The sequence below is a fragment of the Acinetobacter sp. YH01003 genome (assembly GCF_013420525.1).
Taxonomy (GTDB): Bacteria; Pseudomonadota; Gammaproteobacteria; order Pseudomonadales; family Moraxellaceae; genus Acinetobacter; species Acinetobacter towneri.
The window spans coordinates 38,424-60,620 of sequence record NZ_VOXY01000010.1 but is presented as its reverse complement, the minus strand read 5'-3'; the positions used below and the strand labels follow the sequence as shown (position 1 = coordinate 60,620).

The window sequence follows — 22,197 nt, the reverse complement described above, 5'->3', positions numbered from 1 at the left end:
ACTAGAAACTAGATTCTTCACGGCTTGGATTGGTTTCATGGGTCGAGGCTTCAATTTTCAGAATTAGACTCACCATGACTGCGCACATAATCAAAGATGAACCACCATAACTAATGAATGGTAGCGTCAGACCTTTGGTTGGCAACATGCCCATATTCATGCCCGCATTCACCATAATCTGCAACAAGAAGATGATGCTGATTCCATACGCCAAATAGCCTGCACGTAAATATTGGTTTTTTAGGGCACGATGACCAATTTTAATACAAGAAACCAGCATCGCAAAAGACAGGCTGATTACCACAAAAATACCCAAAAAGCCGAACTCTTCACCCAACACAGCCAACATAAAGTCTGTGTGCGCTTCTGGTAAATAGGACATTTTCTGAATACTGTGCCCTAAACCTACACCAACCCACTCACCACGACCAAATGCCATTAAAGCGTTAGATAACTGATAGCCAACACCCAAAGGGTCATTCCACGGGTTTGAGAACGACATTAAGCGTTCAAAGCGATACGGCTCGAACACCACTAAAAACACAAAGGCGGCAATAATTGCCCCGAAGGCAATCCCGAACTGAATTAACGGTGCACCTGCCAAAAAGAAGACGCCCAGCATGGTCAAGGCAATCACCACAGTAGCCCCTAAATCTGGCTCTGCAATCACCAAACCAACGGTCACGGCCATAATCACCGCAAGACGTACCAAGCCTTTAATATTGTTACGCACTTCTTCAGCACGTCGCACCACATAATCTGCAGTAAATATGGCCATCATGACTTTGGCGACTTCAGAGGCTTGTAAGGTAAATCCTGCAACCCGAATCCAGCGTTTAGAGCCATTAACCTCAGTACCAACAACCAAAACTGCAATCAATAAGGCAATGGTGACAATCCACAGAAAAAAGGTATTGTTAAACCATGTATTCAGCGGCACTTTATACACAACAAAAGCAGCAACCAAGGCCACCACAATCGAAATACCATGGCGGAAAACATAGTGAAAAGCATTTTCATGCATACGCTCTGCATAGGGCATCGACGCCGATGCCACCATAATCGAGCCAATACATAACAATGCCAATACACTAAAAATCAGCACATTACGTACATTTATTTCCGCAGGCAGTTTTGGCAGCCAACGGTCATAGACCTGATTGAGTTTATTGATTGTTGTCTGAGCCAAGCCAGCCATATCTCATCCCTTATTGTTGTTATACCAGCGCGTTAACATAAGCAACGAACTTGTGACCACGTTCTGGATAGCCCGAGAACATATCAAAACTTGCACATGCAGGTGACAATAGCACCACATCATGCGCTTGTGTATGTTGTTGGCAAATTTCGACTGCCTGTTGTAAGGTCTCTGCACGCAAAAGTGTGGTCGTACCCGCAATTGCAGCTTCAATTTGCGGTGCATCCTCACCAATCAACACCGCGAGTTTGGCATATTGCTGCAAGGAAGCACGCAGCGCAGTAAAGTCCTGCCCTTTGCCTTGCCCACCTAAAATAATGGCGACTTGCCCACCTTGAGCCTGAATTGCAGCACCCAAGCCATCCAAAGCCGCCAAAGTCGCACCAATATTGGTGCCTTTAGAATCATTATAATAACGCACCTCATGCAAGGTTTTGACAAATTCACAGCGGTGTTCCAAACCTTTAAAAGTTTTCAGCGTTTCCAACATGCTTGCCATAGGTAAACCAATCGCTTCACCCAAAGCCAAACAAGCCAAGGCATTGGCAATGTTATGCGTACCTTGAATATACATTTCGGTACTTTTCAATAAACGCTCACGCCCACGTGCCAGCCACATGCTGCCATCATCATCTTTTAATAAACCGAATTGGTTTAGGTCAGGCGCATTTAAGCCAAAACTTTGCATTGGGGTTTGATCGGGTACTAACGGACGGCTCAAGGCATCATCACGGTTAAACACCACTTTTTTGACACCTTGGAAAATACGATGTTTGGCAGTGTGATAACCCAGCATATCGCCATGGCGGTCTAAGTGATCTTCACTCATATTCAGCACCACCGCCACTTCTGCATTTAAATTCGATGTGGTTTCTAGCTGAAAACTGGAGAGTTCCAATATATACAGCTCAGGATCATCTTTAATCAAATCCAACGCAGGACGGCCTAAATTACCACCCACAGCCACCTTTTTACCCGCCTGCTCTGCCATTAAACCAATTAACGTGGTCACGGTACTTTTCGCATTTGAACCAGTAATAGCCACAATAGGTTTGTCGGTTGCACGACGTAATATTTGAATTTCACTCACCACAGGAATACCCTGCGCCATGGCAGCCTGAATTTCAGGTAATTTTGGGTCTAATCCAGGGCTAATCACAATTTCTTCTGCAGACAGCAATAAATCCTGATCAAACTCCCCAAAACGAGTTTCAACCTCGGCTGGAATTTGATCATGTCCTGGAGGTGTGGGGCGAGAGTCTGTCACAGCAACGCGGTAACCCTGATGATGTAAGAAATTAACGGCTGCAACACCCGAAATACCAAGCCCTGCAACGACTTTTAATCCACCACGTTGTATTAACATTTTTGCCCCATTTTGTGCGGTAATTTTGAAACTGACAAAATGGTAGCACTTTGCTGTTTTGAATGCTTTTTCTGTTTGCAGTTTCTGCAAATTTTTTGTGTCAGTGCGTAAAAAAACCGTCAGATCGCTGACGGTTTTTTAAAACATCTCAGTAAAGTTGGACAGATGTGGCTATTTCCATTTCACTGCTTGGACTTCAACTTTCTTTTCGGTGGGTTGATCTTGAGAATCACAACCACAACTGCCACCACAGCCTGCCGCGGCTGCAGGTTTTAGCCATTTGGCCAAGCCATGCCAGCCTTTTTCAGTACAGAAATTGGAGAGTTTTAGAAAAACTGCGCCAGAAGTCTTGGGAAAGACTTTTTTAAAGACTACTACAGCACTCCACAGTACCAATGCAGCAACAATTAAAATTTCAACCATGTTCATCTACTCCTGTAGGTCAGGCATGTGCCTTAACCCAACAAATACGATGCCGTTTGATAAGTCAGGAATGACATGAAATAAGCCAAACCAAATAGATAGCAGGTCATAATACTGACCGTACGCCATGATCCTGTTTCGCGTTTTACTGTTGCTAAAGTTGCCAAACAATGCGGTGCATAAATAAACCACACCAATAACGATAAACCCGTTGCCAATGACCAGCCCAGTTCACCACCACCACTAATTAAAGCAGCCAAACCTTGGGACATGGCATCTTCATCCACTGCAGATAAGGCATAGACTGTGCCTAATGCAGCCACCACCACTTCACGCGCTGCCATCGCAGGAATCAAGGCAATCACGATCTGCCAGTTAAAGCCCACAGGAGCAAAAATTGGCTGTAATACATGCCCCAGCATCCCTGCAAAACTATAGTCAATTGCAGGCATGGTCGCGCCTTCAGGCGGCTGCGGGAACGTACACAAGAACCACAATAAAATCGACAGTGCAAAAATAATGCCACCGACACGCTTTAAGAAAATTTTGGCGCGATCTAGCAAACCAATCCAAACACTTTTTAGGTCTGGAAAACGGTAACTTGGTAGCTCCATCAACAAGACATGCTCAGATTTATCTTTTTGCAAAAATTTAAGCACAAAAGATACGCCCAAGGCACTCACAATGCCTGCCATATACAGACCGAACAAGACCAGACCTTGTAAATTAAACATGCCCCATACGGTTTGATTGGGAATGAATGCTGCGATGAGTAAGGCATATACAGGCAAGCGCGCAGAACAAGTCATTAACGGCGCAACCATAATCGTGGTTAAACGATCACGTGGGTCAGCAATACTACGTGTTGCCATAATGCCCGGCACTGCACAGGCAAAACTAGACAGCAATGGAATAAAGGCACGACCACTCAAACCTGCGCTAAACATCAGCTTATCGAGCAAGAATGCGGCACGTGGCAAATAACCCGATTCCTCTAAAATTAAAATAAACAGGAACAGAATTAAAATTTGCGGCAAGAACACCACCACACCGCCTGCGCCCGCAATAATGCCATCCACAATCAAGCTGTTCAGCAAGGGATGGCTAATGTTTTCGCCAATCACTTCACCTAGCCAGCCAAATAAACTTTCGATGCCATCCATAAACGGTGCAGCCCAAGCAAATACCGCTTGGAAGACAACAAACATCATCACCGCAAGGCTGACTAAACCGAATACAGGATGTAAAAAAATTTTATCGAGGAAGTCGGAGCGTTTGTCTTCTTGATCTACAAAGTGCACCACATCATGCAAAATGGTTTGAATCCGTTGATGCTGACTGCCTGTTAAGCCTGTCAATTCTGTCTGCGGAACAGCAAATTTGCCCTGATCTAAGGCATGCATTAAGTTTTGAATACCTGAATCACGCACTGCCACGGTTTCCACCACAGGTACACCCAAACGCTCAGACAATTTTTGCGTGTTGATTTGCATGCCACGACGACGCGCCTCATCCATCATGTTGAGTACCAACAAAATCGGACGACCCAGTGCAATCATTTCCAAAACCAAGCCCAAATGCAATTTCAGGTTGGTGGCATCCACGACACAAAGAAAGGCATCTTGCTGACCTTCTTCGGCTATTTTGCCTTGTACCACATCTCGAGTAATGGCTTCGTCGGGACTGGTGGCTTCTAAACTATAAGTTCCGGGCAAATCCAACACCCGCACCGCCTGTCCCGAAGGCAAGGTGAATTGCCCGACTTTACGCTCTACGGTCACGCCTGCGTAGTTGCCAACTTTTTGACGTGTCCCTGTCAAATGGTTAAATAAAGATGTTTTACCGCAGTTTGGATTCCCTACAAGTGCGATACGTAAGGCATCGCTCATGCGGACACCCCTTGTTCAATTTCAATGCGTTCAGCTTCTACTTTGCGCAAAGCAAAACGGGTAAATCCCACTTGAATCAAGATTGGATCACCACCAAAAATACCTTTGGTAATCACCTGCACCTGCGTACCCGGCACAAAACCCAGTGTTTCTAAGCGGTTTGCCACTAAGTCACTAAGGGATGTTCCACCATCGGCAGTACGTAATACCTGACGGATGATGGCTGTTTGTTTTGCTTTAAGTTCTGACAAACGCACCGTGAAATTCCTATACCATTTTGCATATTATAACATGCAAATGAGAACAATTAACAAATAAGGTCGACTTACATTTAAATGCTTTATATCACATCGACAGCCTTGCTGAATTGGATTAGAGTAGAAAATAACGCTGCTTATTATCGAATTTCTCAATTAATTTTGTGATTTCGTCTGTGATTCCTATGCTGAACAAAAAACCTCGTATTCCTGCTGCAATACAAATTCCAGAAGCTTTGAGCTTTTTGGAAGGCTATCGCAACGATTTAATCGCGCAAAGTGTCAGCCCGCATACCCGCAATGCCTATCTGTCCGATTTAATTCAATGCAGTGACTATGTCAGCAAACCCATGCCTGAATGGAATCATGACGATATTTCAGATGTACTCATCGAACTCACCAAACAACAAAAAAGCCCCCGCTCTATTGCACGCTGCCTGTCTGCACTACGTTCTTTTTATAAATTTTTAAGAGAGCACAAACTGCGCTCTGACAACCCTGTTGCTGCGCATAAAACCCCAAAATTAGGTCGTGCCTTACCCAAAGATTTATCTGAAGCCGATGTTGAAGCCTTAATTCACGCTCCTGACATCAACACTGCACTCGGATTACGAGATCGTGCCATGCTTGAAGTCTTATATGCTTGCGGTTTACGAGTGACGGAATTGCTGAATTTACGTTTAGAATTAATCAACCTAAAACAAGGCTATTTACGAATTGTAGGTAAAGGCAATAAAGAGCGTTTGGTGCCTATGGGACAAGTCGCTTGTGAATGGATAGAAAAATATTTAACCGAGTCGCGTCCGCAACTGTATAAAAGTGCCACCGATTATCTATTTTTAACGGTGCATGGCGGCATTATGAGCCGACAAAATTTTTGGTATGCCATTAAACGCTATGCCCTGCAAGCAGGCATTCAAGCCGAGTTATCGCCACACACGTTAAGACATGCCTTTGCCACACACTTACTCAATCATGGGGCAGATTTACGTGTGGTACAAATGCTGCTCGGGCACAGCGATTTATCCACTACACAAATTTATACCCACGTTGCACAAATCCGTATGCAGCAATTGCATGCCCAACATCATCCACGGGCTTAAAAAAACAAAAACGACGTAGAAGCATAGGGTCTGTTGACACTTCATCTATGAACTTAAGCCATTTATGAAATGGCAACAGACCCTAACGATCACGAATATTTTTTGTTATGCTAACGCTCTATTTTTTATGCCAACAAGAAAGGGTTGTTTATGACATTTACCCGCTCGACACTTTTGATTGCCTGTTCACTGGCAAGTGCTTTTGCAATCACCGCATGTTCAAATGCAAACAATGAAGATAAAAAGCAAACCACACTCACCGCCAGTGCGCCTGCAACGGGTGAAGCATCAACCCTAATTGAACGCAATGCACAACAGCGTTTAAGTACAACCTTGCAGCAACATTTTAAAACTGCAGGTATCAACGCCAAAATTACCGACATTAAAGCCACTGAAGTTCCAAATTTATTTTGGGTGAGTCTTGAAGGCATGTCATCGGTCTATGCCACCAGTGATGGCAAATACATTATTCAGGGCGATGTGATCCGTTTAGGTGACAAAGAACTACATAACGTCAGTGAAAACCTGCAAGCAGGCGTGAACAAGAAAATTTTTGCTGAATTAAAACAGGAAGATTTATTGGCATTCCCTGCCAAAGGCAAAACCAAACACGTCATTTATGTATTTACCGATGTCAGCTGTCCATATTGCCATCGTCTACATGAACAAATGGATGAAATGAATGGTAAAGGCATTGAAGTCCGTTACATTGCTTGGCCGCGTGGTGAACAGCACATGCCTGCTATGGAAGCAATTTGGTGTAGCGAAGATCGTCACGCTGCCTTTAATCAGGTCATGAATGGCGCACAAATTGCACCTGCCAACTGTAAAAACCCTGTTCGTGCTCAGTATCAATTGGGCTTAAATATGGGCGTCAATGGCACACCTGCAATTTATAATGCCGAAGGCGTATATTTAGGCGGCTATCTGTCTACCGCTGAATTGATCAAGCGTTTAGACAAATAAAAATAGAGGTTTTGTAGATGCTGAATCATCCCAATATACCAAGACGTAGCATCTATGAAGCCAATATAAATAACGATTTTTTATGCGTTATTTTACTTTTTTTTATACTGTGAAGATAAGTGAGATCTGCCCTAGAGTCAGCGCGTTTTTTTAGCTATGATCTAGGCTTGCTTAAAGTTATTAAAATATGGAGTGTGACGTGAAACCAGTTCGTCTGGCAATCCTCGGTCTTGGTACTGTGGGTGGTGGTGCCCTTAAACTATTAAAAGAAAATGCTGCTGAGATTAGACGTCGCACCGGTCGTGAAATTGAAATCACTTATGTGGGAACACGTCGTCCGCGTCCTGACCTAAACTTGCCTGAATCGGTCAAGCAAAGCTCCGACTTGATGGACATTGTCCGTCAACCCGATGTAGACGTGGTGGTTGAAGTGATGGGCGGTATTCACCCTGCTTATGACGTGATCATGGAAGCCATGAAGCACGGCAAACAAGTAGTGACAGCCAACAAAGCCCTACTTGCAGAACACGGCAATGAGCTATTTAAAGCAGCTGAAGACAATGCCGTACAAATTGCCTATGAAGCTGCGGTTGCAGGTGGTATTCCAATTATTAAAGTCATCCGTGAAGGTTTGGCTGCCAACAAAATTGAATGGTTGGCAGGCATCATCAACGGTACAGGCAACTTCATTTTAAGTGAAATGCGTGAAAAAGGTCGTGCATTTGAAGACGTACTGAAAGAAGCACAAGAATTAGGCTATGCCGAAGCCGATCCGACTTTTGACGTCGAAGGTATTGATGCTGCTCACAAACTGACTATTTTGGCTTCATGTGCATTTGGTATTCCGCTACAGTTTGACAAAGTCTTTACCGAAGGTATTGGCAAAGTGACCGCGCAAGATGTGAAATATGCCGAAGAACTCGGTTTCCGCATCAAACACTTGGGTATTGCCCGTCGTACCGACAAAGGCATTGAACTGCGTGTTCACCCAACTTTAATTCCTGAAGAAGAATTGATTGCCAATGTTAATGGCGTGAAAAACGCGGTCTTGGTACAAGCCAATGCGGTTGGTCCAACGCTCTATTATGGCGCAGGTGCAGGTGCAGGCCCAACAGCCTCTGCGGTAGTTGCCGATGTCGTTGATATTGTCCGTGACATTTCTTATACCGAAGATGGCGCAGGTACAATTCCACAATTGGCATTTGAAGCCTTAACCGACTTGCCAATTTTAAGCCGTGAAGAAATGACCACGGGTTACTACATTCGCATTAATGCCGAAGACCAAACTGGCGTACTTGCTGATGTAACCACTATTTTAAGCCGTGCGGGAATCAGTATTGATGCCATCATGCAGCAATCACGCTTAAAAGACCTTATTCCTATCGTGATTCTGACTGACCCAGTCCTAGAATCGAAAATGGATGAAGCGTTACAACAAATTCAAGCATTGCCAACCATTCATGGCGAAATTGTACGAATTCGTTTAGAATCGCTTGATAATTAATCGGGTGAAGGGGAGTATTTCCCCTTGCCAAGCTCTACACACAATTGGAACATCATCATGTCGAATGCCAATCGTTATACTGGTTTAGTTGACCGTTATCGTGACCGTTTACCAGTGTCTGCAACCACACGTGCAATCTCTCTAGGCGAAGGAAACACGCCACTGATTAAGCTTGAGAATATTCCACGCATTATTGGTAAAGATGTTGAAATTTATGTGAAGTATGAAGGCTTAAACCCGACAGGTTCATTTAAAGACCGTGGTATGACCATGGCAGTTACTAAAGCAGTTGAAGAAGGTTCAAAAGCCATTATCTGTGCATCTACAGGTAATACTTCTGCTGCTGCTGCTGCCTATGCTGCACGTGCAGGCATCAAAGCATTCGTTTTAATTCCTGAAGGCAAAATTGCCATGGGTAAAATGGCACAAGCGATGATGTACGGTGCCATCACCATGCAAATCCGCGGTAACTTTGACGATGGTATGCGTCTAGTTAAAGAAGTTGCTGACCAAGCACCTGTGACCATTGTGAACTCAATCAACCCTTACCGCCTACAAGGTCAAAAGACCATTGCTTATGAAATTGTAGATGAGTTAGGTCGTGCTCCAGATTACCACTGCTTACCAGTAGGTAACGCAGGTAACATCACTGCACACTGGATGGGTTATACCGAAGCAGTTGCCAACCAACCTGCAGATCAATTCGAGCAGGTGGTGTATGACGCAGCTACTGACAAATTTACAGGTCCAAACCCTGAAGGCCGTCCAATCATGATCGGTTATCAAGCGTCTGGTGCTGCGCCATTCTTACGTGGTGCGCCTGTTGAAAACCCAGAAACTGTTGCAACTGCAATCCGTATTGGTAACCCACAAAGCTGGAACCATGCTAAAGCAGTAGTACGTGATTCAGAAGGCTGGTTTGATGAATTGACCGATGCCGAAATTTTAGAAGCACAACGTATGCTGTCTATGTATGAAGGCGTATTTGTTGAGCCTGCATCTGCTGCGTCTATTGGTGGTGCAATGCGCGACATCAAAGCGGGTAAAATCAAAGAAGGTTCTGTGATCGTATGTACCGTAACAGGTAACGGTCTAAAAGACCCTGACACAGCCATGAAACAATGTGCAGATGCTGTTATGTTGTCAATTGATGCCACCATGCAACAAGTAAAAGACTCGATTCTTTCAAATATGTAAAATTTGAAGTGTCATAAAAAACCCTGCTTTGGCAGGGTTTTTTCTTGTTTATATTTCTGTTCAGATTTTTCAGCCTTAATCGTGAGAATCACACCATTAAAGCTGAATATTCGCTTAAATGCGTTTTGGCAACTGACTTGCCCAGCTCATTAAACGGGTTGCATCATTGGTGCGTGCTTGTGAAGTATTTGCACCCAAAAGCACCACCACTGCAGGACGGTTATTTAAAGTGGTGTGCATCACCACACAACGCCCTGCCTCATTGATATATCCTGTTTTAGACAGATTGATATTCCAGCCACCATTACGCACTAACGCATTGGTATTATTAGATTTCAAGACTCGATAACCTAAGTTAAAGTCATACGTTGGCGTCGTTGAGAATTGACGAATCAAACCATATTGCGAGGCAGTACTTACCAAAATACCCAAATCACGTGCAGAAGAAACGTTACGCGGGTCTAGACCTGTAGCTTCGGTAAAGCGGGTAGCATTCATGCCCAATTCACGTGCTTTTGCATTCATGGCTGCAACAAAGGCACTTTTGCCCCCTGGGTAGGTACGCGCTAAGGCTGCTGCTGCTGGATTTTCCGATTTCATTAAAGCAAATAATAATGCTTCGGCACGGTTGAGCTTGTCACCCACACGTAAAGTCGAACTTGAGTTTTTGCCTGCAGCACCTGCAAAGTCTATTGATTGTAAGGTAATTTGTTCAGACATATTCAAACGTGCATCAGAAGTCACCACGGCAGTCATCACCTTGGTCACAGATGCAATAGGTAATGCCACATTGGTATTTTTGCTATACAGCACTTCACCTGTTTGCGCATCCATCACCAAAGCCGCACGTGCATTAACTGATGGTTGGTTGCTATAAGTAGAGGTATCTAAAATACGGACTGTTTTAGGCGCAGTGGAAGCAGGTGCAACACCATTGCTACTACGCACTGTAGTGGTAATTTTCGTTGAACCTGGCGGAGTAGGTTCAGCAACATAGCTCTCTGGCGCAGCCTGAGCGCTCGCACTGGTACTTTCCAGATCACCATTTAAGAATTGATCGGCTTGCTCCGAAGACCAACTTAAGGTCGCCTGACCGTCGCTCCCAGAGGAAGGATTGATGACAAGTTCAGCAAAACTGACAGAACTTAGGCTGAACATCATAGATGCGACCAGCACATGCATGAACGACTTCTTAGAATTTTTCACGACTGCTTACTCAACTCAGGGAGGTAAGATACATTTGCGTATTACCTCAAATATGCCTTACATTTAAAAATACAACAATGAATCGTTTTTGACACCATATTGTGCAGAACTTTTCATTCTAGATTAAGAGTAGCATTGCTAATTTTGTCGTTTCATTGCAAGCTAATTTTGCTTTATGTAACAAAAAAGATGATTTTTTCAAAGGGAGAGTGTAGGTGATCACAGTTTTAGTAGTCGACGATCATGAATTGGTACGTACTGGGATTTGCCGTATGCTCGAAGACCATGCCGATGTGCAGGTGATTGGACAAGCTGAATCGGGTGAAGAAGCGATTACCTTAGTGCGTCAGCATCATCCCAATGTGGTGTTGTTAGATGTGAACATGCCTGGGATTGGAGGCGTAGAAACCACACGTCGTCTATTGCAAACTGCACCAGACACTAAGGTCTTGGCGGTGAGTGGTTTGGCAGAAGAACCCTACCCTTCTTTATTGCTGAAAGCAGGTGCAAAAGGCTATATCACCAAAGGCGCACCTGTCAGTGAAATGGTACGTGCCATTAAAAAAGTCATGCAGGGCGGTAAATACTTCAGTGCCGACATTGCCGAACAACTGGCAAGTTCATACTTATCTGACACACAACAATCGCCTTTTGATAGTCTTTCAGAACGTGAAATGCAAGTGGCGATGATGGTGGTGAATTGTATTAGCGCACAGGAAATTGCCGATAAGTTGTTTGTCAGTGTAAAAACCGTAAATACCTATCGTTACCGTATTTTTGAAAAATTAAATATTGATAGTGATGTCAAACTGACTCACCTTGCCATTCGTTATGGACTGATTAAACCCTAAATTTTCAACGCTGTTGATGCACAAATAAGACCTTTACGATATGCCAGATTTAAAACAACATTCTGAGTTAAATCAGTATCATCTTGGCATGTGGTATGGTACTTACCGACTGCTGATTGCCTTTTGTTTGCTGCTGATTACCCTACTCACCTTTCAGCAGCTTGGCACACAATATCAGCACCCGGGTTTATATCTATACACCTTGGTCTGCTATTTTATTTTTAGCTGCCTGCAACTGATCAGCTATAAATATATTCCTTTTAAAAGCACGCAACAACTGACCCTGTTTTTTGCAGTCGATATTATCGCGCTCAGTAGCCTGACTTTTGCCAGCGATGGCCCTAATTTATATTTAAGTCTGCTGTTTGCGATCACGATTTTTGCAGCATCACTCTTGCTGCAAAAGCGTAAAGCCTTAGCCATTACCCTCATCGCGATGATTATGGTGATTTACCAACACTTTGTTGGGAGTTTGCTGGACTTTTCATCGCTAAATAATATTGGTCAAAGTGCGCTATTGGCATTTTTATTTTGGGTGGTTTATGGCAGTGGACGTATTGCAGTACGGCGTTTCCAAATTTTAGAAAATCTAAATTTTTCGCAATCTTTGGAATTAAACCGCCTACAAAATATCAACCGTTATATTTTAGAACAAACCGAAATGGGCTATTTGGTTTTAGATGAAAATTGCTATGTCGTCCTCAGCAACCCTGCAGCCTGTCATCTGTTGGGGATTCATCCTAAATATGCGCACGCGACCTATCCATTGTATAAAATTCAGCCCGATTTATTTGATCTGTTCAAATTTGATCAATTGCAAGATGGAGAAAAATTTCAATTCGAGTCGCAACTAAGTCATTTTCATGTGCATATTCAGGTACAAAAACTCAAAGTGCCACATCAAACGCTGACTTTATTGGCGCTGCAGGATGGACGTAAAATCAATCAGCAAGTCCAGCAACTCAAATTAGCCGCCTTAGGACAACTCTCTGCCAGTATTGCGCACGAAATTCGCAACCCGTTGGCAGCCATTGTACAAGCCAACAATTTATTTACAGGCAGTGATGCTGCACAGCAACAATTGCTGTCGGACATGATCAGCAAACAAGCGACACGGATTGATAAGATTATTCACGACACGCTGAGTATGGTCAAAAATAAACAAACCACGCCTGTCGCGATTCAGCTCAATCAATTTTTGCCACAATTCATTCAGGAAGATTTACCTGATGCAGCGAGTCAAATTCAGCTTACACTGACCGAACCACTGAGCATCCAGTTTGATGAATCACAGTTTCGCCAAGTGCTGATTAACCTGATTCGTAACGCCATTCGACACAATGCTGCACAGCAGCCCATTGAGATTACGGTCTACCCGCAAACAACTTATATTTATATTGATGTGCGGGATTTTGGTGCAGGTGTCGCCAGTCAAGATCTCCTCTATCTGTTCCAGCCATTTTTCAGTACCGAAATCAATGGAACTGGTTTAGGATTGTATCTATCGCATAGTTTTTGCGAGGCGAATCAAGCCAAGCTGAGCTATGTAGAACAAGAACAAGGCGCATGTTTCAGGATGAAATGTCTACGTGCCATTGAATAAACGCGATTGATATTGGATCAATCTTGTTGCTGTGGTTTTGATTTAATTTTGTGTGGTTTTGGGGAAAATATGCACGCTGTTCAACCTTTGGTTTTATTGGTCGATGACGAAGAAGACCTTTGTACCCTCATGCAGATGACTTTGGCACGTATGGGGATTCAAACCCATGTCGCGTATCGTTTAGTGCAAGCCAAGCAGTTATTGGCAGAACATCAGTACGATGCTTGCTTAACCGACTTAAACCTGCCCGATGGCAATGGCTTGCAACTGGTTGAATGGATTTCCGAACAATATCCGAATGTGCCTGTTGCCGTATTGACCGCTTACGGCAATATGGATATTGCGATTGCTGCTTTAAAAGCAGGTGCATTTGACTTTGTCAGCAAGCCTGTCAATCAAATACATTTACAGCAGCTCCTTGAAAAAGCACTGAATAAACCTTTCGACACCACCGATCATCACAGCCAAGATCAGCTTGAATATAAAATGTTGATTGGGCAATCTTTGCCTATTCAGCAATTGCGCAGCACCATCAAAAAAATTGCGCGCTCGCAAGCCCCTGTATTTATTACAGGCGAATCAGGTACGGGGAAAGAAGTTGTCGCCAATTTGGTTCACCGTTTAAGTAACCGCAACGAAGGACCATTTATTGCAATTAACTGTGGTGCAATCCCCACCGAACTCATGGAAAGCGAGCTATTTGGACACAAAAAAGGTAGCTTTACAGGAGCGACTCAAGACAAACAAGGTCTGATTCAATCTGCACATGGTGGCAGCTTATTTTTAGATGAAATTGCCGAACTGCCACTGAGCATGCAAGTCAAACTGCTGCGTGCCGTTCAGGAAAAGCGCATCCGTCCTGTGGGTTCAGATAGTGAAATTGATGTCGATTTTCGAGTGATCAGCGCCAGTCATCAGGACTTAGAAAGTTTGGTTCAGCAAGGACGTTTCCGTCAGGATTTATTCTTCCGTATTCACGTGATGGATTTGGTCTTGCCTGCCTTGCGTGAACGTGGACAAGATATTCTGTTATTGGCAGACCACTTCATTCAAAAAGTTGCACAAGAATGGGACATTCCTGCCAAACAACTGACACCTCGTGCCCAGCAATTTTTATTAGAACAGTACTATCCAGGTAATGTGCGTGAGTTACGCAATATTATTGAACGTGCCATTACCCTGAGTGATGATGATGTTATTGATCTCAAACACTTACAAACCGCACCCTTGCGCCAATTCAGTATGAGCAATACAGCAACCACTGAACCACAACCTACAGCAGAAACACCACAGCAGATCGTGACAGATGTATTGCTGACAGGACGCAAACTGCCTGAAGAAGGTTTAGAAGCCTACTTGGAAAAAGTAGAAAAAGACATTTTACTGAATGCGCTGCACCTGACCCACTGGAACCGTACGTTGGCAGCAAAAAAATTGGGCATGTCTTTCCGTTCTTTGCGCTATCGTCTGAAAAAGTTTGGATTAGATACTGAAGATGAGTAAACGCTAAACAATGAAGACTGTCTAAAAATACGTGTTACTCAGATGAGACTTAACGGCGGCTCAGCAGTAAATCTGCCACATGCTCAAGATAAGCCTCTTCTTTCATTTCAGGACTTTGAATATATTGCTGATTCGGCTGAATCCCAACCCCTTCAATCATTTGCTCGCGTGGGGTGTAATAATGCGAAACCGTCATTTGTAAGGCAGCACCATCGCTAAGTGGGAACAGCTTTTGCACCACCCCCTTGCCATAACTTTTTTCGCCCATCACCCAAGCGCGTGAATGGTCTTTTAAAGCACCAGTAAAGACTTCTGCCGCAGATGCAGAGCGATGATTAATCAGTACTCCGACTTTTAAATTTTGAAATTCAAAGCTAGGTAACGCCTGAAATTGTTGATCGCCTTCAGAACGACTTTTGGTCGATACAATCACACCCTGATTTAAAAATAAATCGGCAGATTCCACCGCAGCAGACAGTAAGCCTCCTGGGTTATTACGCAGATCAATCAATACGGCTTTTAAGCGTGGCGTGCTATGTTCTTCAATTAAGCGTTTAATTTCATTGGCGGTGTCTTGCTGAAACACACGTACTTTTAACAACAAGACCTGATTAGAAAGCATCTGCGCCTGAATATCGGTTTCTACTTTTTTGTTGCGTACCAACATAATTTCAGGCTGATTGGCTGCACGTTGTACGCTTACAGTCGATCCCACTGAGCCTGTGAGCAGGTTATTGACCTGATCTGCACTCAGCTTTTTCAGTTCTTGGTTATCAATTTTAAATAGGCTGTCGCCATTCTTCAGCCCTTGTTTAGCCGAGTCGGCATTGGCACTTAAATTTTGAATGACCCAATGTTGCTGGGCAGCGTCATAGCGCAAAGTAAAATCAACCGAGGCCAAGTCGCCTTCGGTATATTGTAAAAGTTGTTTATATTCTTCAGCAGTTAAATAGCGTGAATAACGGTCTAAACCGCTCACCAAGCCACGAATGGCTTGCTGAAACAAGGCATCATCACTTTTTTCAGTCACATAGTTGTCTTTGACAATGCCATAGATTTGTACAAATTCCTGTATCGACTCTACAGGCACATCGACATAGTCCTGTTGTAGTGTAGGGCCATCTAACTCCCAATCTGGCGCAGCCCAAACACTCGAATGACTGGCACACAACACGCTTGCCAACACAACCGCATAAATTTTGTGAGCCGTCATTCCATCATCTACCTGTATCGAGGGTTATGCCTGTAAGCGAATTAAGTTGCGACCTTGCATATCTGCTGGCACTGGCAATTGCATCAAATTCAATAAAGTTGGTGCAACATCTGCCAACACACCACCTTCCAAAATGGTGGCCTGAGTTGGGCCTACATAAATGAATGGCACCAATTCAGTGGTGTGCTGAGTATGTACCTGACCACTGTCATAGTCTTGCATTTGCTCGACGTTACCATGATCAGCTGTAATAATCATGTGACCTTGTTTCGCCATCACCGCTTCATAGACACGACCCAAACAGGTATCTACTGCTTCCACTGCTTTGACAGCTGCATCAAACACACCAGTATGACCGACCATATCGCCATTGGCATAGTTCACCACCAACAAATCATATTCACCTGAATTAATGGCTGCAACCAGTTCATCAGTCACTTCATAAGCGCTCATTTCAGGTTTTAAGTCGTAGGTTGCTACGTTTGGCGATGGAATCAGGATACGTTTTTCACCCGGATATTCATCTTCACGACCACCACTAAAGAAGAACGTCACGTGTGCGTATTTTTCAGTTTCAGCAATACGCAATTGTGTTTTGCCCAAGTCTGATAAATATTCACCAATCGAGTTTTTCAAATCTTCTGGCATGTACGCCACTGGCGCAGCAATGCTGGCTTGATAACGGGTCAGCATCACAAATTTAGACAATTGCGGCACAACTTTACGTTCAAAACCAGCAAAATCCTGTTCCACAAAGGCTTTGGTCAATTCACGTGCACGGTCAGCACGGAAGTTCATAAACACCACGCTGTCGCCATCTTGAATTTTGGCAATTTCACCAATACGGGTGGCTTTAACAAACTCGTCGCTTTCATCTGCCGCATAAGCCGCTGCCAAGCCTTCAACCGCAGTTGCCGCAGTGCGTACTGCCTCACCTTCGGTAAGTAGACGATAGGCTTGTTCTACACGATCCCAACGGTTGTCACGATCCATCGCATAGTAGCGACCAATCAGGCTGGCAATACGACCTTGATTTGGATATTGTGCAAATAATGCGTCCAGTTTTTCCAAAGAAGGCTGCGCGCTTTTTGGTGGCGTATCACGGCCATCTAAAAAGGCATGTAGATAAACTTTTGCACCACGTTTTAATGCCAATTCTGCCATCGCCACGATATGATCTTCATGCGAATGCACACCGCCTTCAGACAATAAACCAAGCAGATGCACTGCACCGTTGGCTGCTTTGGCTTTTTCTACCGCATCGACCAACACTTCATGTTCAAAGAAAGCGCCTGTACGAATGTCTTTGGTAATACGGGTAAAGTCTTGGTACAACACACGTCCTGCACCCAAGTTCATGTGACCAACTTCAGAGTTACCCATTTGACCATCTGGCAAGCCCACATCTTCACCTGAACCAGAGATCAAACCATGCGGATGCTTTTCCTGCATAGCAGTCAAATTTGGTCGTTTCGCTGCTAAAAACGCGTTGTCTTCGACCGCTTCGCGATGACCCACACCATCCATAATCACCAATACGTGAGGGATTTTGCCAGCAGTTGCATCCGCCATAATCAATACTCTTTTTCGTCTACAAATTAATCATGCTATCTTAACGAATTTTGCGTCAAGACTCTATGTTCAGAAGATGGTTTCCGCCACTGATTCAGATAGGTTTACCCAATCATACGGAAAAAGCAGCAGCATCGGCCCGCACTTAACGCGCACGATGCAGTAAGTAACCGCCGATGACAAACATCAGAATAATAGGAATAAATACGAACCACGCAGGCGATGGTGCATAGACCAAGCTGGCATAGCCCAAGAAATCCTGTAAATAAAAGAAGGTTAAGCCGACAAATAAAGCAATCACCAAACGGAAACCCATAGATTGCTGACGTAACGGCCCAAAAATAAAGGAGCAAGCAATCACCACCAAAGCAATCAGCGCAAAGGGTGCACCAAGTTTTTGCCAGAACGCCAGTTGGTAGGTTTTGGGTACTTGGCTGTATTCATGCATATAACTCATGAAACTGACCAATTGACTTGGGGATAAATCTTCAGGGTCGATGGTGACCATGTGCACATATTTCGGTTGCAATGCTAAAGCCAAAGCCTGTTCGCTGTTTTTAGCTAAAGTCGCGTTGCCCGCCTGCAAAATATCCATCTGTTCAGTTTGATTGAGCAACCAACTACCGTCTTTAACAAACTGTCCCTGATCTGCAGACAATGTACCACGCAAGCGATAATTATCATCAAAATCGACCACTTGTACATTTTTGAGCTGCCCTTGGGCATTGGCGTAGTCAATATAAATAAAACGATTGCCTTCGCGCGACCAATAGCCACGAACTTCACCCAGCTCAGCGACGCTACGGTGACTTTTAACACTTTTGGCTTGTTCATTGGTGTATGGAATCACCCATTCACTGAGCACAAAAGACAGCAGTACCAATACCATGGCGGAACGAATCACCCATCCCACAATACGCCACAGGCTAATCCCTGCAGAACGCATCACAATCAATTCGCTGTTGGATGCCAACGTACCCAAGCCTAACACTGCGCCAATCAAGGCAGAAATCGGCAAAATTTCATAGAGATAATTTGGCGCACCCCACAATACATACAGCAATGCCTGCCATGCACTATAGTTTTCATTGAGTGAACCCAATTCGCCTAAATAGGTAAACAACACCTGCAAACCAGACAAAATTGCCGTTGCACCAAACATAGCCAGTGCAGTGGTCTTGGTGACGTGTTTTGCAACTATACGACGTGCCAACATCTTAAGACCTCACTCGCTGAATTTGCTGCTTAATTTTAGGTGCTAGTTTTTGTTTACGTGAGAACAAGGCTGCCGCAATCGCATAAGCCAACAACACCAACGGATAAGCAATCATGCCCATTTCTTGTTTGCTGATACGGGTTTTAACCGCCATGAGCGCCACAATCAAACTGGCGAAAATTAACAAGGCAGGAAACAGTTTTAAATAACGCCCCTGACGCGGACTAACTTCTGACAATGCCACGGCTAAAAACAACGCCACCACAATCGCAAAAGGCACAAAAATACGCCATCCCAGTTCACTTGCGACCACAGGGTCTGCACGGTTTTTCCAAAGTTGCGAGGTGGTTAAGGCTTCTACTTCGGCACTTTCAAATTTGGCTTCTTTATCATTTTCTAAACGTAAACGATAACTTTGGAATTCTGCCTGTGAATATTTGGCTGTGCCTGGAAATATTTCATAACGACGCCCTTCGACCAAATCCACCACATTGGCAGGATCATTTTCCAACTCTACCCGTGTCGCTTCTTTTGCCAGAATCATGACATCAGGACGACCTGCTTTTTCTGCACGTTGATAAAAGAAAATATCTTTCAGGTTTTTACGATCTTCGGACAGATCGCCTGCGTAAATGGTATATGGCCCTGAAGAAATAAATTCTTTGGGTCGCACCAAATCAAAACCTGTGCGTACTGCCTGACTGGTGGTCAATGCTTCAAACTGACGCAGTCCCCACGGTGATGCCCACAGCATTAAGAAACCTTGAACGATTAGAAATACCAAGGTCATTGGCACCAATAAACGTGCCAGTTGATGCCGACTCACACCACTACTATTGAGCACCGCCATTTCATGGTCGACATATAAACGACCAAATACCAGCATCAAACCAATAAAGAAACCCAAAGGTAAGATCAGCGTCAAAAATTCAGGCAAGCGATAGCCAATGATGCTGAATAAAATACTCGCATCCAAACGCCCTTGTGCCGCCACGCCAAAATACTTGATCAAGCGACCACCCATCATGATCAAAGTCAGTAAGGCAATCACAACCAAGGATGTCGACACAACTTGCTTGACCAAATAACGCCGAATAATCAAATTATTTCTTCCAAAATGTGAGGGAATCCAATTCGCGTTAGTTTACCTGAATGTTGAAAATATAAAACCTATCGCCTTGTTATACATTGAAACTCGACGCATAAAAATGTTTCAATGGTTGCATAGTTTGTACATTTAGATAGGCATAAAATCCAGTGATTAAATTTAGCTTAAGTCCCTCATTCCAAGAACACAGCGCGAGTGAATCTTTGTCAATTTTAGTGGCTGCAGAACAGGTGCCACAGGCAACTGCTGCTTATCAAATCAAGGATTTAGACAGCATTATTCAAGCGACACAATTTAAAGCAGGCTTTAATGAAAGTTTAAGTTTGGTGGCTAGCGTTGTTGAATGCGCCAATAGCAACCTGATCGGTTTGGGTAAAACCGAAGAATTACCAGCCGCAAAGCTGGCAAAAATTGCACAAAGCATTATCAAATCTTCACAAAAAAAATTTAAACAGATCAGCATTGACTTGTCTGCCCTGCCTAGCGAGCTGCATTATGTATTTGCACTCAGCCTGACCCAAGCAGCCTATGCTTTTGATGAATACAAAAGCAAAAAGAATGAATTTCAGCTTGAACAAATCCATTTCATTGCCAATAACAGCCCACTCAGCGCAGATCAACTTCAATTGATTGAAGCCATGCAATCGGGTCAAAACATGGCACGTGACTTGGGCAACCGTCCGGGCAACATTTGTTTCCCTGAATATTTGGCAGAACAAGCTCAAGCACTTGCGGCAGAATATCCAGACCTACTCAAAGTCACCATTTTAGATGAAGCAGAAATGGCAGAATTAGGTATGGGCGCTTTCCTTGCAGTCAGTCAAGGTTCAGATCGTCCAGGGCGCATTATTAGCCTCGAATATCAAGCACAGCGTGATGAAGCACCTGTGGTATTGGTCGGTAAAGGCATCACCTTTGATACAGGCGGCATTTCACTCAAACCCGGCTTAGGGATGGATGAAATGAAATTTGATATGTGTGGTTCTGCTTCAGTTTTAGGCACCATGCGCGCGCTATGTGAAGCACGTTTACCTATCCATGTGGTCGGCACGATTGCCGCTGCAGAAAATATGCCGTCAGGCAAAGCCACTCGCCCGGGTGATATTGTGACCAGTATGAGCGGCCAAACCATCGAAATTTTAAATACCGATGCCGAAGGTCGTTTGGTGCTGTGCGATACCCTAACCTATGTGAAACGCTTCAACCCTGCTTTGGTGATTGATATTGCGACTTTAACAGGCGCTTGCGTGGTTGCACTCGGTTCGGTACTGACAGGCATGTTTACCCCAGATGATGAACTTGCGGCGGAATTGGATGCTGCGGGACACACTGCATTTGACCGTGTATGGCGTATGCCCGTGATTGACGATTACCAAGAACAACTGGATTCACCATTTGCCGATATTGGCAATATTGGTGGGCCTAAAGCAGGTTCAGTTACTGCAGCATGCTTCTTGCAACGCTTTACCCGTGACTATCGCTGGGCGCATCTAGACATTGCAGGCACTGCATGGAATTCAGGCAGCAATAAAGGCGCAACAGGTCGTCCTGTACCGTTATTGATGCAGTTCCTCGCACAACGTGCAAGCAATAATGGCTAAAGTTAGCTTTTATTTGTTTGAAAAAAGTCCTGAACGGCAAGTGGAAAGCACTTGCCGTTTATGCCGCAAAATTTTGCGGCAGCAGGCACGCATTTGGCTGCATTGCCCTGATCCAGAGTTACAGCAAATATTAGATGAGCGTCTGTGGAGTTTTGATGCCAGCAGCTTTATTCCACATGGCATTAACCAAACACAGGCCAGCGTATGTATTTCTGCCGAATTACCGCAGCAATCGGACTGGATTGTGTTTAATTTTAACAGTCAAGCACTTGAAGCCTATGCAAAATTTAGTCACATTATTGAGATTATTGAAAATCACGAAGCAGCTAAAGTGCTTGGACGTGAAAAGTTTAAACAATATCGACGTTTGGGCATAGAACCACAGACGTTTAAGCTTTAATTTTAAAACGTTTTTTTAAAA

Annotated in this window: 19 protein-coding genes; 9 read left to right on the top strand and 10 right to left on the bottom strand. The window is 44.1% G+C overall.

The window, feature by feature from the left end:
• Position 1: 1 nt before the first annotated feature.
• From ftsW to FTT70_RS09580, 5 genes are all read right to left on the bottom strand, one after another.
• Positions 2–1,198, bottom strand: a complete 1,197-nt coding sequence (gene ftsW / locus FTT70_RS09600; RefSeq protein ID WP_168418382.1) for a putative lipid II flippase FtsW — start codon at positions 1,196–1,198, stop codon at positions 2–4.
• Between the two features lie 19 nt (positions 1,199–1,217).
• Positions 1,218–2,564: a UDP-N-acetylmuramoyl-L-alanine--D-glutamate ligase gene (murD, locus tag FTT70_RS09595; protein WP_180168567.1), complete on the bottom strand. Its 1,347-nt coding sequence runs from the start codon at positions 2,562–2,564 to the stop codon at positions 1,218–1,220.
• Positions 2,565–2,735: 171 nt separating this feature from the next.
• A complete protein-coding gene (locus tag FTT70_RS09590; protein ID WP_180168566.1) occupies positions 2,736–2,987 on the bottom strand; it encodes a DUF6587 family protein in 252 nt (83 codons plus the stop codon).
• Between the two features lie 32 nt (positions 2,988–3,019).
• Complete coding sequence (locus FTT70_RS09585; RefSeq protein WP_131260988.1) at positions 3,020–4,876, bottom strand: ferrous iron transporter B; 1,857 nt, start codon at positions 4,874–4,876, stop codon at positions 3,020–3,022.
• Positions 4,873–5,133 (bottom strand): FeoA family protein, encoded by a 261-nt coding sequence (locus FTT70_RS09580; protein ID WP_004975713.1) that lies wholly within the window; start codon positions 5,131–5,133, stop codon positions 4,873–4,875. The genes FTT70_RS09585 and FTT70_RS09580 overlap by 4 nt, the downstream gene beginning before the upstream one ends.
• Before the next feature lie 185 nt (positions 5,134–5,318).
• On the opposite strand from FTT70_RS09580, the gene xerD reads away from it, so the two are divergent.
• The 4 genes from xerD to thrC all read left to right on the top strand — a co-directional run bounded on the left by xerD (position 5,319) and on the right by thrC (position 9,903).
• The gene (gene xerD, locus FTT70_RS09575; protein ID WP_004975712.1) at positions 5,319–6,236 is read left to right on the top strand and encodes a site-specific tyrosine recombinase XerD; all 918 of its coding nucleotides are present in this window, start codon (positions 5,319–5,321) and stop codon (positions 6,234–6,236) included.
• 150 nt (positions 6,237–6,386) lie between these two features.
• Positions 6,387–7,202 (top strand): DsbC family protein, encoded by an 816-nt coding sequence (locus FTT70_RS09570; RefSeq protein ID WP_131260990.1) that lies wholly within the window; start codon positions 6,387–6,389, stop codon positions 7,200–7,202.
• Positions 7,203–7,401: 199 nt separating this feature from the next.
• Positions 7,402–8,706, top strand: a complete 1,305-nt coding sequence (locus FTT70_RS09565; protein WP_004975708.1) for a homoserine dehydrogenase — start codon at positions 7,402–7,404, stop codon at positions 8,704–8,706.
• 57 nt (positions 8,707–8,763) lie between these two features.
• On the top strand, positions 8,764–9,903 hold the full coding sequence (thrC, locus tag FTT70_RS09560) for a threonine synthase (protein WP_180168565.1): 1,140 nt from the start codon (positions 8,764–8,766) through the stop codon (positions 9,901–9,903).
• A 114-nt stretch (positions 9,904–10,017) separates the two neighbouring features.
• Here the strand turns inward: thrC and FTT70_RS09555 are convergent, their stop codons facing one another.
• The gene (locus FTT70_RS09555; protein WP_180168564.1) at positions 10,018–11,109 is read right to left on the bottom strand and encodes a serine hydrolase; all 1,092 of its coding nucleotides are present in this window, start codon (positions 11,107–11,109) and stop codon (positions 10,018–10,020) included.
• A 215-nt stretch (positions 11,110–11,324) separates the two neighbouring features.
• Here FTT70_RS09555 and FTT70_RS09550 point away from each other — a divergent pair, with 215 nt between their 5' ends.
• From FTT70_RS09550 to FTT70_RS09540, 3 genes are all read left to right on the top strand, one after another.
• Positions 11,325–11,960, top strand: a complete 636-nt coding sequence (locus tag FTT70_RS09550) for a response regulator (RefSeq protein ID WP_004975702.1) — start codon at positions 11,325–11,327, stop codon at positions 11,958–11,960.
• Positions 11,961–12,000: 40 nt separating this feature from the next.
• Positions 12,001–13,563 (top strand): PAS domain-containing sensor histidine kinase, encoded by a 1,563-nt coding sequence (locus FTT70_RS09545; RefSeq protein ID WP_004975700.1) that lies wholly within the window; start codon positions 12,001–12,003, stop codon positions 13,561–13,563.
• A 69-nt stretch (positions 13,564–13,632) separates the two neighbouring features.
• The gene (locus FTT70_RS09540; protein WP_179988997.1) at positions 13,633–15,066 is read left to right on the top strand and encodes a sigma-54 dependent transcriptional regulator; all 1,434 of its coding nucleotides are present in this window, start codon (positions 13,633–13,635) and stop codon (positions 15,064–15,066) included.
• Positions 15,067–15,115: 49 nt separating this feature from the next.
• Here FTT70_RS09540 and FTT70_RS09535 read toward each other — a convergent pair whose 3' ends face one another.
• The 4 genes from FTT70_RS09535 to lptF form a co-directional block, all read right to left on the bottom strand.
• Positions 15,116–16,279, bottom strand: a complete 1,164-nt coding sequence (locus FTT70_RS09535) for a S41 family peptidase (RefSeq protein ID WP_004975690.1) — start codon at positions 16,277–16,279, stop codon at positions 15,116–15,118.
• 24 nt (positions 16,280–16,303) lie between these two features.
• A complete protein-coding gene (gene gpmI, locus FTT70_RS09530; RefSeq protein WP_004975686.1) occupies positions 16,304–17,851 on the bottom strand; it encodes a 2,3-bisphosphoglycerate-independent phosphoglycerate mutase in 1,548 nt (515 codons plus the stop codon).
• Positions 17,852–17,996: 145 nt separating this feature from the next.
• Positions 17,997–19,067 (bottom strand): LPS export ABC transporter permease LptG, encoded by a 1,071-nt coding sequence (gene lptG / locus FTT70_RS09525; RefSeq protein WP_004975683.1) that lies wholly within the window; start codon positions 19,065–19,067, stop codon positions 17,997–17,999.
• Position 19,068: 1 nt separating this feature from the next.
• Positions 19,069–20,169 (bottom strand): LPS export ABC transporter permease LptF, encoded by a 1,101-nt coding sequence (gene lptF, locus FTT70_RS09520; RefSeq protein WP_004975682.1) that lies wholly within the window; start codon positions 20,167–20,169, stop codon positions 19,069–19,071.
• A gap of 158 nt (positions 20,170–20,327) precedes the next feature.
• Between lptF and FTT70_RS09515 the strand changes: the two genes are divergently transcribed.
• Together FTT70_RS09515 and FTT70_RS09510 are read left to right on the top strand one after the other, a co-directional pair.
• Positions 20,328–21,776 carry a leucyl aminopeptidase gene (locus FTT70_RS09515; RefSeq protein WP_154321289.1) on the top strand — a complete coding sequence of 483 codons (1,449 nt, stop codon included), beginning with the start codon at positions 20,328–20,330 and terminating at the stop codon, positions 21,774–21,776.
• Positions 21,769–22,176, top strand: a complete 408-nt coding sequence (locus FTT70_RS09510) for a DNA polymerase III subunit chi (RefSeq protein ID WP_131260997.1) — start codon at positions 21,769–21,771, stop codon at positions 22,174–22,176. The genes FTT70_RS09515 and FTT70_RS09510 overlap by 8 nt, the downstream gene beginning before the upstream one ends.
• Positions 22,177–22,197 lie beyond the last annotated feature (21 nt).

What these genes read in the sequence shown, in the direction of transcription:
- ftsW (WP_168418382.1), bottom strand. Translation starts at nt 1,198, where the DNA reads ATGGCTGGCTTGGCTCAGACAACAATCAATAAACTCAATCAGGTCTAT.
- murD (WP_180168567.1), bottom strand. Translation starts at nt 2,564, where the DNA reads ATGTTAATACAACGTGGTGGATTAAAAGTCGTTGCAGGGCTTGGTATT.
- FTT70_RS09590 (WP_180168566.1), bottom strand. Translation starts at nt 2,987, where the DNA reads ATGGTTGAAATTTTAATTGTTGCTGCATTGGTACTGTGGAGTGCTGTA.
- FTT70_RS09585 (WP_131260988.1), bottom strand. Translation starts at nt 4,876, where the DNA reads ATGAGCGATGCCTTACGTATCGCACTTGTAGGGAATCCAAACTGCGGT.
- xerD (WP_004975712.1), top strand. Translation starts at nt 5,319, where the DNA reads ATGCTGAACAAAAAACCTCGTATTCCTGCTGCAATACAAATTCCAGAA.
- FTT70_RS09570 (WP_131260990.1), top strand. Translation starts at nt 6,387, where the DNA reads ATGACATTTACCCGCTCGACACTTTTGATTGCCTGTTCACTGGCAAGT.
- thrC (WP_180168565.1), top strand. Translation starts at nt 8,764, where the DNA reads ATGTCGAATGCCAATCGTTATACTGGTTTAGTTGACCGTTATCGTGAC.
- FTT70_RS09545 (WP_004975700.1), top strand. Translation starts at nt 12,001, where the DNA reads ATGCCAGATTTAAAACAACATTCTGAGTTAAATCAGTATCATCTTGGC.
- FTT70_RS09540 (WP_179988997.1), top strand. Translation starts at nt 13,633, where the DNA reads ATGCACGCTGTTCAACCTTTGGTTTTATTGGTCGATGACGAAGAAGAC.
- FTT70_RS09535 (WP_004975690.1), bottom strand. Translation starts at nt 16,279, where the DNA reads ATGACGGCTCACAAAATTTATGCGGTTGTGTTGGCAAGCGTGTTGTGT.
- gpmI (WP_004975686.1), bottom strand. Translation starts at nt 17,851, where the DNA reads ATGGCGGATGCAACTGCTGGCAAAATCCCTCACGTATTGGTGATTATG.
- lptG (WP_004975683.1), bottom strand. Translation starts at nt 19,067, where the DNA reads ATGTTGGCACGTCGTATAGTTGCAAAACACGTCACCAAGACCACTGCA.
- FTT70_RS09510 (WP_131260997.1), top strand. Translation starts at nt 21,769, where the DNA reads ATGGCTAAAGTTAGCTTTTATTTGTTTGAAAAAAGTCCTGAACGGCAA.